This window comes from Bradyrhizobium frederickii (assembly GCF_004570865.1).
Classification (GTDB): Bacteria; Pseudomonadota; Alphaproteobacteria; order Rhizobiales; family Xanthobacteraceae; genus Bradyrhizobium; species Bradyrhizobium frederickii.
This window is the reverse complement of the sequence record NZ_SPQS01000026.1, coordinates 75,307-85,909: the sequence shown is the minus strand read 5'-3', so window position 1 is coordinate 85,909 and position 10,603 is coordinate 75,307. Positions and strand designations below refer to the sequence as shown.

General features: G+C 63.4%; 9 protein-coding genes and 2 pseudogenes. 7 read left to right on the top strand and 4 right to left on the bottom strand.

Annotation, left to right across the window (positions count from 1 at the left end):
- Positions 1-274, bottom strand: a pseudogene (locus E4K64_RS33070) (DUF2927 domain-containing protein); the annotation flags it as partial.
- Here E4K64_RS33070 and E4K64_RS33065 point away from each other — a divergent pair.
- Positions 258-704, top strand: a pseudogene (locus E4K64_RS33065) (threonine synthase); the annotation flags it as partial. The pseudogenes E4K64_RS33070 and E4K64_RS33065 sit on opposite strands and share 17 nt — an antisense overlap.
- A gap of 187 nt (positions 705-891) precedes the next feature.
- Here E4K64_RS33065 and E4K64_RS33060 read toward each other — a convergent pair.
- Both E4K64_RS33060 and E4K64_RS33055 read right to left on the bottom strand, forming a co-directional pair.
- Positions 892-1,704 carry a DUF2927 domain-containing protein gene (locus E4K64_RS33060; RefSeq protein ID WP_135167080.1) on the bottom strand — a complete coding sequence of 271 codons (813 nt, stop codon included), beginning with the start codon at positions 1,702-1,704 and terminating at the stop codon, positions 892-894.
- Positions 1,705-2,263: 559 nt separating this feature from the next.
- Positions 2,264-2,761 carry a L,D-transpeptidase gene (locus E4K64_RS33055; protein ID WP_430642548.1) on the bottom strand — a complete coding sequence of 166 codons (498 nt, stop codon included), beginning with the start codon at positions 2,759-2,761 and terminating at the stop codon, positions 2,264-2,266.
- Between the two features lie 370 nt (positions 2,762-3,131).
- Here E4K64_RS33055 and E4K64_RS33050 point away from each other — a divergent pair, with 370 nt between their 5' ends.
- The gene (locus tag E4K64_RS33050; protein ID WP_126259231.1) at positions 3,132-4,679 is read left to right on the top strand and encodes an acetolactate synthase large subunit; all 1,548 of its coding nucleotides are present in this window, start codon (positions 3,132-3,134) and stop codon (positions 4,677-4,679) included.
- A 259-nt stretch (positions 4,680-4,938) separates the two neighbouring features.
- Entirely contained in the window at positions 4,939-5,457 is a 519-nt protein-coding gene (locus tag E4K64_RS33045; RefSeq protein ID WP_135167078.1) for a hypothetical protein, read from the top strand.
- A 9-nt stretch (positions 5,458-5,466) separates the two neighbouring features.
- On the opposite strand, the gene E4K64_RS40685 is transcribed toward E4K64_RS33045, so the two are convergent.
- A complete protein-coding gene (locus E4K64_RS40685) occupies positions 5,467-5,607 on the bottom strand; it encodes a hypothetical protein (protein ID WP_167772382.1) in 141 nt (46 codons plus the stop codon).
- Positions 5,608-5,709: 102 nt separating this feature from the next.
- Between E4K64_RS40685 and E4K64_RS33040 the strand changes: the two genes are divergently transcribed.
- The 4 genes from E4K64_RS33040 (at position 5,710) to E4K64_RS33025 (ending at position 8,038) form a co-directional block, all read left to right on the top strand.
- Entirely contained in the window at positions 5,710-6,045 is a 336-nt protein-coding gene (locus E4K64_RS33040) for a hypothetical protein (RefSeq protein ID WP_135167077.1), read from the top strand.
- 189 nt (positions 6,046-6,234) lie between these two features.
- Positions 6,235-6,720 carry a hypothetical protein gene (locus E4K64_RS33035; protein WP_135167076.1) on the top strand — a complete coding sequence of 162 codons (486 nt, stop codon included), beginning with the start codon at positions 6,235-6,237 and terminating at the stop codon, positions 6,718-6,720.
- A 60-nt stretch (positions 6,721-6,780) separates the two neighbouring features.
- Entirely contained in the window at positions 6,781-7,263 is a 483-nt protein-coding gene (gene greA / locus E4K64_RS33030) for a transcription elongation factor GreA (RefSeq protein ID WP_135167075.1), read from the top strand.
- A 97-nt stretch (positions 7,264-7,360) separates the two neighbouring features.
- Positions 7,361-8,038 (top strand): hypothetical protein, encoded by a 678-nt coding sequence (locus E4K64_RS33025; protein ID WP_135167074.1) that lies wholly within the window; start codon positions 7,361-7,363, stop codon positions 8,036-8,038.
- Positions 8,039-10,603 lie beyond the last annotated feature (2,565 nt).

Below are 10,603 nucleotides of genomic sequence, written 5' to 3'. Positions count from 1 at the left end.
CGAAATCGCCGTTGTCGACGGTGAGGATGACGTCGGAATGCTCGATCTCGAAATTGTCGTTCTTGCGGAAGCCGGACAGGCACTGCGGGTCGAGCGAGGAGCGGATCTCGCGCGCCTTCTCGGCGCCGTAGAAGCTGGTGAGGGTGCGGTAGAGATCGCGGTCGCGCACCAGCTTCACGCGCACATTCGCCGCCTCGTTGGTGTCGATCATGGCGATGTCGAGATGCTGCACGCGCTTGCCGATGTCGGCCACGACCTTGGCAAGCTGCGCCTTCGGCTTTCGCGAGCTGAAGAAAGCCGGACAGATATCGAAACTGCCGCGCCTGTTCGCGGCGCAGCCGCTCAATTGCTCGCCGATCGATGCGAGTTTCAAGGCCGGCGTCGATACGCCCGTCGCTCGCGAAGTGAGCAAGACAATCGCCGAAGGCACCGCGATCAAGCATCCGCTGCGCCTGCGCGAGATCATCGGCGCCCTGCGCGAGAGCGGCGGCGGCTCCATTGCGCTCACCGAGGCGGAGATCGCCGCCGCGCTGCGCCGCCTTGCGCGCCAGGGCCTGTTCACAGAGCCGACCAGCGCCAGCGCGGCCGCCGCACTGGACAAGCTCGCAGCCGACGGCGCCATCAAGGCGACCGAGACCACGGTCGCGGTCCTCACCGGCACCGGCCTGAAGGCGGCAACGACCGTGGCCGATCTGGTGCAGTAATTCGCCGGGCGAGTGTCCCGGACGCGCTGCAATGCCTTTGGCTTGCAGCGCCGAGCCGGGACCTAGAAGGCGGCACGGAGATTGGGCGAGATGGGCCCCGGCTCTGCAGCGCATCGCCGAAGAGGCGCGGCGCTGCGTCCGGGGCACCAGGTTAGACTTACCGGCGCACGAAACGACGACTTGCGCCTCACTCCTTCAGATCATTCACCCGCTTCACCCAGGCGCGCACGTCGGCGAGCACGGCGGGCAGCACCGCCTTGACCTCGGCGACGGTCATGCCTGCCCTGATGCGGGGATCGTACAGCAGATTGAGGATGTACTGATCGTAGATATCGAAATAGCCCATCGAGACGTTGTCGTTGAACATGGTCCAGGGCACGCTCGTGGTGTCGTTGATCGGCCCGAGCGATTGCAGCAGCTCCTCATAGGCGCAATCGAGGAAGACGAAATCGCCGTTGTCGACGGTGAGGATGACGTCGGAATGCTCGATCTCGAAATTGTCGTTCTTGCGGAAGCCGGACAGGCACTGCGGGTCGAGCGAGGAGCGGATCTCGCGCGCCTTCTCGGCGCCGTAGAAGCTGGTGAGGGTGCGGTAGAGATCGCGGTCGCGCACCAGCTTCACGCGCACATTCGCCGCCTCGTTGGTGTCGATCATGGCGATGTCGAGATGCTGCACGCGCTTGCCGATGTCGGCCACGACCTTGGCAAGCTGCGCCTTGCGATCGGCGCGGTCGCTCTCGGCGTAGACGCGCACCGGTCCGTCGAACTTGCGGATGCGGTCGACGCGGCCGGCGAGATGATATTCGGCGCCGAACGCCGTCTTCAGGAAGCCGTCGACGATCTCGCCGTCGGTAAAGCTCTTCTTCTCGGTGCGCTGGCGCGAGGAGACCGCGGGCAATTCGCCGGCGGCGGCTATGGTAGCGATGTCAGGCGCGCAGGTGAGCGCCGCGAACGCCAGCAGGGCGGAGCGAAGGGCTGGGGATGGATTCAGTGCGCTCATCGTCACACGACGCTGCCGCATTCACGCCGCATGCACAAGGTCGCAGATGTCCGCGCCTGCGGGTTCCTGGTCTTCGTCTGTGCTGCAAGGGACAGATCGTGTCGAAATCCGACGGGTGCTGCTGGCCCTTGAACCTCTCCCGCTTGCGGGAGAGGTCGCGCCCAACGGGTCGCGCCGAGGGCGCGCCCGATGACAGGCTCCGGCGCGGGTGAGGGCACTCTCCTCTTGGGGAGTCTCTCTGTGGAGATACCCTCTCCCCAACCCTCCCCCGCAAGCGCAGGGCTATCGCATATGATGTGCGGAATGCAGCGGCATCGGCGGTCGGCTCCCTCCCCCGCTTGCGGGGGAGGGTTGGGGAGAGGGTGTCTCCGCGCAGGGATTATTGAGAACAACTGAGGACGCCCCAGCGCGGCGAGAACCCTCACCCGCCGCGCTCTGCGAGCGCGTCGGCCTCTCCCGCAAGCGGGAGAGGCGGAGCAAGCCTAGACAGCCCCCGTGTCATTCATATGCGATTCCCCTGCCCCGCAAGCGGGGGAAGGAGCGCACCGCATGTGCAGCGCTAATTGTTCAGCACCACCACAGGGGTGCCGACCGCGACACGGCTATAGAGATCGCTGACGTCGTCATTGGTCATGCGGAAGCAGCCCGAGGAGACCGCCTGGCCGATCGTCTCCGGCTCGTTGGAGCCGTGGATGCGATAGAGCGTCGAGCCCAGATACATCGCGCGCGCGCCGAGCGGGTTTTCGATGCCGCCCTTCATGTGGCGCGGCAGGTCGGGGCGGCGGGCCAGCATCTGCGAGGGCGGCGTCCAGTCCGGCCATTCCTTCTTGGCGGTGATCCTGTGCACCCCGCCCCAGCGGAAGCCGTCGCGGCCGACGCCGATGCCGTAGCGCAGCGCCTGACCGTTCCCGAGCACCAGATAGAGCCGGCGCTCGGCCGTGTTCACCACGATCGTGCCGGGCGCATAATTGCCGTTGTACATGACGGTGGTGCGGGGGATCGGGCTGCCGCCGCCGCCGAGATAGCCGGTGGAACTGGTGCCCGTGAAGTCTATCATTCCCGCCGCGGATGCGTCGGCCGCGCCGGCCAGCACGAGCGCCATTGCGGTGATCTGCGCGGCAAAAAACCGGATCATTGCTTCCCCCAGAAAAAAACGATTCAACAAAAGCCACAGGCCATATTTGCGGGCATTCCGCAAGCCACGGGGCCGTGAGACAGGGCATCCTTAACGGATGGTGTTACCAAATCGGCAACCGCGCCAATTTGCTCGAAAACGTTGGAGCGTTCTCACCGGAACGGAGCATTAGCCAAACCGGCGCATCGTCGTGCGGGGCAGGGCCGCGATGCCGGCTATTGCTTTGACTGGCCGAGCGAACAATGATTGATCGCGTGGATCGCCGGAAGTGGCCGGTTGCGGAGCAAAAAGAATGAACGGTGCGGAAAGCCTGGTGCGGACGATGGTCAAGGGCGGGGTGGACGTCTGCTTCACCAACCCGGGCACTTCCGAGATGCATTTTGTCGCAGCACTCGATCGCGTGCCGGGCATGCGCTGCGTGCTTGGCCTGTTCGAGGGCGTGGTGACGGGCGCCGCCGACGGCTATTTCCGCATGAAGGGCACGCCGGCCTCGACCCTGCTGCATCTCGGCCCCGGCCTCGCCAACGGCCTTGCCAATCTGCACAACGCCAAGAAGGCCAATTCCGGCATCGTCAACATCGTCGGCCAGCACGCGGTCTACCACATCGGCTACAACGCGCCGCTGACCTCCGACATCGAGGGCCTAGCCCGGCCGATGTCGTCCTGGGTCCGGACCTCGCCGGATGCCAGATCGGTCGCCGCTGACGGCGCCGCGGCCATTGCCGCCGCCAAGAGCGCGCCGCCGCAGATCGCCACCCTGATCCTGCCCGCCGACACCGCCTGGAACGAGGCCGACGGCATCGCCGAGGTCCCGGCCGAGCAGCAGCGCGCGAGCTATTCGCCGCAGGCGGTCGAGCAGGCCGCAAAAATCCTGCATGGCGACGGCGAGGGCACGCTGCTGCTGATGACCGGCAGCGCGCTCAGCGAGCGGGGCCTGGCGTTCGCCGAGCGCATCGCGAACAAGACCGGCTGCACCGTGATGGGCCCGACCTTCCGGCCAAAGATGGCGCGCGGCCGCGGCCGCTTCTCGATCGACCGCATCCATTACGTGATCGAGCAGGCGCTGCCGATGCTGGCCAAGTTCCGTCACATCGTGCTGGTCGAGTCCGACGATCCCGTGGCGTTCTTCGCCTATCCGAACAAGCCGAGCATGCTCAAGCCGCAAGGCTGCGAGGTCCATCGCATGACCTCCTGGGGCGAGAACTCGGTCGCCGCGCTCGAGGCGCTTGCCGGCGCGGTGAAGGCCAGCGCCAAGGACGTCAAGCCGCAGGCTTTGCAGGAGCTGGTCAAGCCGACCGGCGCGCTGACTTTCGCCTCGATCGCGCAGGCGATCGCATGCGCTATCCCCGAGAACGCCATCATGGTCGACGAGTCCTTGACCACCGGCCGCGGCTTCTTCCCGCCGACCGCGGCGGCGGCTCCCCATGACTGGCTCCAGAACATGGGTGGCTCGATCGGCTTCTCGACGCCGCTGTCGATCGGCGCCGCGATCGCCTGCCCGGACCGCAAGGTCATCACCATGGTCGGCGACGGCAGCGCGATGTACACGATCCAGTCGCTGTGGACCCAGGCCCGCGAGAACCTCGACATCGTCACCATCGTATTCGCCAACCGCATCTACCAGATCCTGCGCGGCGAGTTCGACAATGTCGGCGCCGGCGAGCCCGGCCAGCGCGCCAACGACATGCTGCGGCTCGACCGTCCGACGCTGGATTTCGTGGCGCTGGCCAAGGGCATGGGCGTGCCCGGCCGCGCCGTCACCAATGCCGACGAGTTCAACAAGGCGCTGGCTGAGGCCGTCGCCGAGCCCGGGCCGCGGCTGATCGAAGTCCAGATGTAAGGAGTGCTCGATCTCCTCACCTCTCCCCGCTCTTCTGCGGGGGAGGTCGGATTGCATCGAAGATGCAATCCGGGTGAGGGGCAAGGCAGGCTGCAAGCCCCGGTAAAGGACCATCCGACTCGCACGCCGCGCGCGTTCGACCTATCATTCCGACCGAATTCGCGGAAGACGGCTCCTCACCCCATCCTCTCCCTGCAAGAACGGGGCGAGGGAGCGAGAGACCGGTCGGGACGCAGGGCCGAATGAGTCGAGAGGCACGATGCAGACCGAGCTGAACAAGGTGATCGCGGCGCTTCGGGACTTCTACGCCCACGAGGGCTTTCTGTTCGAGAAGGACATCGGCGAGCGCGCGGTCACGCACCGCTTCGCCGTGCATCTGGAGAAACAATTCTCGGGCTGGTCGGTCGACTGCAATTACGACCGGCTCGGCGAGCGCACGCTGCATCTGCCCCACGGCACCATCATCTCGACCGACGATCACCTGGGAAAGTCGATCTACCCCGATGTCGTCGTGCATCAGCGCGAGATCCCGAACAATCTGCTCGCCGTGGAGATCCGCAAGGCGAGCAATCACACGCCGCTGGAGCACGACCAGCACAAGCTGAGGGCGCTGACCGATGTCCACGTCTGGTTTCCCTACTGGATCGGCCTGCTGCTGGTGCTGGACAAGGACCGGCTGACGATGTCGGAGGTCTATGTCAGCGGCGCTGCCGACGACGCGCTGTCGCGCTGGTTCGCGACGCGGCTCGCGGAGGCCGGCCTCGGCGTCGCGCGGTAGCACGCGCAATCATGCCGGTCGGACCCATCCGTCTGCCATGCCGGTGACCTCGATGGTCGCCGTGTTGTCCAAGACCCGTAGCGGACTGGCGAGGAACTTGGAGGAAAGGCTGTGCTCGGCGCCGGTGGCGAGCAATGTGATCTCGGCCACAGTTCTCCTGGGGGATCGGACCTAATGTTGACAGACTTGCACGTGTCGATGCCGCAGGCCTAGCTTTGGCCTCGTTGGGATCAGGCAATTTTGGAGGCTCTGATGCAAAAGTCATACTTGCTGGCCGCGACAGCGGCGCTGGCGCTCATCATGCAGACACCGCTCGCGCTGGCCCAGACCCCGCCCGCTGCCGGCGGGACCGCCGCGCCTGCGGCGACAGCCACTGCGCCGGCAACGACAGCGGCACCTGCTGCGACCACCGACAGCTCCAGCCAGCCGACCGACGCCAAGAAGAGTGCGTCGAAGAAGCCGGCGAAGAAGAAGATGACGCGGCAGCAGGAAATCGATCACTCCGTCGACACCGGCACCGTGCCCGCGCGCTATCGCAGCTCGGTGCCTAAGCAGTACCAGCAATATATTCCGTTCGATAAGCAGTGACGGATCGCATGGCGGCGCGGGATGCTGGGCTTTGCGCCGCTGCCGCCTTCGAAGAACGGGCTGTCGAAGAGCCCGGCCCTCCAACGAACGCCTGCGACGAACCGCCTCTGCCAGGCGGATTCCGGTCGCAGATCCCCGCTGGCGGTCTGCGAGAGCAGTGCTAGAGTTAAGCCGAAGCCGGGGGGAATGATGAGTGACGACGTGAAGGATGCTGGCCTTGTGGCCATGATCAGCAGCATCCTCGGAGGCAACAAGCGCGCAGACAATGTTGCACCGCCGCCGCTCACCGAGGCGCCGCCGACAATGCCCGCGAACGGAGCCGAATCGGTTTCGGCGCCCGTCGCCGAGGCGACGTCGATCCGGCAAGAGGATGCGTCCGACGCCGCACCGGCCAAGGTGGAGCCGGTCGAGCAGCCTGCCAAGATCGTCACGACGCGGGATGGCAAACGGCTGCTGCCTGCCGAAGCGATCGCCGATCTCGTGCTGGGCGAGTTGCGCAAGCTGGAGGATTTTCCGGCAACCGGGGCCTCAATCACGGTCTATGGCTACCGGCAATGGAACGCGATGATCACCTTCGCGCCGTTCTCGACCAATTTCCAGAATGCAACGCGGTTCCGCCAGGCCTTGCCGGATATCGTCTTCAAGCTCCGTCGTTTCGTCGAACTTGAGATATAGTCCGGTACAAGCGGCGGCGCCTGGCGCCGCCTCCCGGAACGGTTCGACAGGATTCTTGCATTGAGCGTCGCCTTTACCAAGGAAGATAGCGCCGAGACCGCGTCAGAGACGCTGTTGCCGGATCGCCCGATCTCGCCGCATCCCAACCTCGTCACGGAAGCCGGCCTGCAGGCGTTGCAGACGCAGCTTCGAGAAGCCCGCGAGGCCTATGAGGCCGCGCAAGCCATCGAGGACGTCAACGAGAAGCGCCGGCAATCGGCCGTGCCCTTGCGCGATGCCCGCTATCTGACGGAGCGGCTGCGCACGGCACAGGTCGTTCCCGATCCGGTGTCGAACGATATCGTCGCCTTCGGCAGCACGGTGACCTTCAGCCGCGCTGACGGCCGCGTGCAGACCTATCGCATCGTCGGCGAGGACGAAGCCGACCCGAAGGCGGGGACGATCTCGTTCGTGGCGCCGGTGGCGCGATCGCTGATGGGCAAGGCGGTCGGCGATGTCGTGGGGGCAGGCGCGCAGGAGATCGAGATTTTGTCGATCGCGTAGCAATGCGCCCTATCGACAGGAGCGATCTCATTCGCCTAAAGCATGATCCGGAACAGCGCGAGGCCGTCGTCTCCGCCAAACGAAGCGCGATGGTTGGATGAGACGGTTTCTATCGGGAGCGTTGCCGTTCTACGCGCTGGCCGGCCTTGCCGTGTGCATGTACCTCGTTCTGTACAGGACGAGCCTATTCGACTTGAACGCGATCGTCCATGGCGCCACCGGGTCGGCATGGTTTCCGGCCTTCATGTTCGTCTGCGTGCTGCTGGAAGCGGTGTTCCCATACTTCGGCTATTTTCCCGGAACGGCCTTGATCCTGATGTCCGTGGCGCTCAATCCCAAGGCCGTGGACGGCTCGGTCTTCACCGTGGCATGGCTCGCCATCATCGTCGGCGCCGTTCTCAGCTACGGACAGGCTCGCTTCTTCAGGCCGTTCCTGCAGCGGGTGGCCTCGAAGGCGGCCCTGCGCCGATGCGAGTCGCTGTTCGATGCCTACGGTCGTTACGCACGCATCGCCTTGTTCATTCATCCCAACGCCTGCGCGATGTATTTCACGGCGCTCGGGCTTCTCGGCCGCAATTTGACGCGGGAGCTCGCTTATCTCTGCATCGGAGCCGCGGCCGCCGTCGGCATTCTGTTCGTCATTGTGACCCGGCTGGTGTCGTCCGTCGGCCCCACCGATGACGGGGAGTTGCAGCTGCTGCTGGCGGCCGCGCTGGTCGCCATCGGCACCCTGGCCGGTCTCTACACGGCGTGGCGGCCACAGCGGGTTGCTTGAAGCTTGAGGCGGCGTGCGCGGCGATAGGGCGCATCTTTCTAATTAGTGTCCCGGACGCGCTGCAACGCGTGAGTGTTGCTGCGCTGAGCCGGGACCCAGGAAGCCAGGCACTCGCTGAGACATGGGCCCCGGCTCTGAAACATGGGCCCCGGCTCTGCAGCGCACCGCTGAAGTAGCGCTGCGCTGCGTCCGGGGCAGGAGAACGGAGTTCCGGGCATAACTGCATCAACAACGTCATTGCAATGACGACGAACGAAGGTTGGATCGCCGCGAACTCGTTCAACTCGCCGGCAAGCGGGAGGGAGCAGACCTCCGTCGTAGCAAGCGATGCGCCTTCAGGGAGCGGATCGCCAGGACGTCAGCATCGGGCTCGGTTGAACTATCGCTGGGGTGGCCCCGTCATCTCCAAATACGAAGGCGTGGCGGGCGCGCCACTGATCGTCTGCGATCAATAGATCGCTGCGCTGATCGAGCCATAATTTAATAATGCGCCTCTACCCGCCAAGCTTAGTGCAATACGCGAGCGCCTTCTGCTAGCCGGACTTTCTTTCTTAGGCCCTCAAGATCCTTTACTGCCTTAAGCAATCTCACCAAATCGGAGATTATGTGTGCCAAACTAGGCTTTTGCGGCTTTGAGGTTCGAGATTTCTGTTTCATCGCGAAACGGCTCCCTGCCAGGACCGGTGAAGATAGGCCGGGATTGGCAAGGACCGTGCCAGCGACGCGCAGCCGGCATTTCAGATCAGAGAGCGCGCAGGAGGCAAGTGAAAGGGTTATCTGGCCGGCGCCGCTTTCCATCCATACGACTGGCGTGCGATCTGGCCAGTGATGTCAATGTCCTTTTCGTCAGAGAGGCGCCAGGCCGCCACTCCGAAGCAGACGGTTAGAACCACGGCTGTTGTCAGCAGCAGCATCGATAGAAACTGGCTCACACCTACACCCCCGAAGGCCACGCATGAGCGAGCGACCATGGAACGTCGATTCGGAAAATGCAGATGCGTTGACCTATTGGCAGAATATCCCCAAGCCACGCGCGAAAGCGCAATTATCCCCTTGGGGCAGCTGTCATCCGTTCCAATCGTGAAACTGTGTCAGGCCCCTGATCGAACAGCGGAGCGCCGATCCATGGTTCGGAAAGCAGCCGCTTAAGAACGCACGCCCGAACCGGTCCACGGCCCAGGAGGCAAAGGGCAGGCGGGAACGTTTGTTGCGGGCGCGAACCGCGTTGAGAACGTTGCGGACTTCGCATCCCGCGTTGCCGAAAGAGCGGCCGAAATAAACGATGAAGATCCGATTGTTGCTAGCGCAACGAGCACGACCCCGAAAATTAGGCTACGCATTTAAAACCTCCCTCGCTCATCTCAGCATCGGACCGCGTTGTTTCAGCATTGCTTCGTCTGGCCGCCAAAATGGCTTCGTGCACGCGACCGTGAAGTGCGCCGAAAGCGCTTACAAGCCCCGATGACCATGGGGACGGGCCCGAAGATGATTCATCGGACAGGTGAGCTGAACGAATGGCCGGAAATGCAGCGGCCCCGGCGCCGTTCGCCGAGGCCGCTTTTATTTGCTCGGCAAGCGGAACGACTTTCCCAATTCCGAGTCGAATCCAAGCTCCCGACAAGTCCCCAGATCAAAAGCCCCCCGTCGGGAGCAAACCTTCCCCAAGGTTGGCGACCTCGGCCCCAAACCGAGGTCGTTTGTCGTAAACGTGGAAAAAGGCGTCGGCAAGACGAGTGCGAGTAGCCCACATCGCAACGCTTCTTAAGGCTCGGTTTGAATGCGCCGGTTGCAGTCGCGTGAGATCTGAATTAAGCATATTTAATTCCCCACGGAGGAATGTTTTTAAATCGGCCATTTAAAGCTAAAGCTAGAGTGTCGCGGCAGAGACTTTCGGGCTCCCGGGCCATGATTGCCGCAGCTGGCAGGTTACAGGGCATATCGACTGTTCTGGCAAGCTTTGGGCTTGACCGGGGCATAATGCGAGTTCCCATTTAAATCTCCACTTCGAGATGAGTCGGGATTTGCCGTGGATATTTACTTGCTCTCACTCGCGGCGTGCGTTGTCGGGGTTCTTCTATTTATGGCATTCCATCGATAGGGCCGACAACGGACGCAACAGTTACATTGAATCCTCAGCCCAAGCCGAAATTAATAATTTGGGCCGGTTGTTTTTGACTGTGCACAATTGCTCGCGTTCAATTCCAAGGGTTGGAGGCGAACGTGTTTTTGAATTGGGTCCTCGTTATCCTTATCGGCGTCAGCGTTGCGGTCCTAATAGCCCACGCGATTGACGCGATGCGTTCCTGAGGTGCCTCTTGGCGATGGTCTGATAGACCTTGCCGGCAGATCGTGAAGAGACTGGATGCGATCCGAAATCAGCCGCCGCAATAGCCTCACCTGGACCTGGCGATCTGCCACCATGTGGACCGAAGCAAATTGGTCCCAGCGGCAACTTGTGGAACTCGCCGCTTCGGTAGATCGCGGAGGCGAATTGACGCGCAGTTGATTGAAAATCAACTAACGATAGGTCTGGTCGGAAGCACCTGATGGTGGAATAATTCCCGA

Bases quoted from the DNA above. Each gene is read 5' to 3' on its own strand.
- E4K64_RS33060 (WP_135167080.1), bottom strand. From the start codon at position 1,704: ATGAGCGCACTGAATCCATCCCCAGCCCTTCGCTCCGCCCTGCTGGCG.
- E4K64_RS33055 (WP_430642548.1), bottom strand. From the start codon at position 2,761: ATGATAGACTTCACGGGCACCAGTTCCACCGGCTATCTCGGCGGCGGC.
- E4K64_RS33050 (WP_126259231.1), top strand. From the start codon at position 3,132: ATGAACGGTGCGGAAAGCCTGGTGCGGACGATGGTCAAGGGCGGGGTG.
- E4K64_RS33045 (WP_135167078.1), top strand. From the start codon at position 4,939: ATGCAGACCGAGCTGAACAAGGTGATCGCGGCGCTTCGGGACTTCTAC.
- E4K64_RS33040 (WP_135167077.1), top strand. From the start codon at position 5,710: ATGCAAAAGTCATACTTGCTGGCCGCGACAGCGGCGCTGGCGCTCATC.
- E4K64_RS33035 (WP_135167076.1), top strand. From the start codon at position 6,235: ATGAGTGACGACGTGAAGGATGCTGGCCTTGTGGCCATGATCAGCAGC.
- E4K64_RS33025 (WP_135167074.1), top strand. From the start codon at position 7,361: ATGAGACGGTTTCTATCGGGAGCGTTGCCGTTCTACGCGCTGGCCGGC.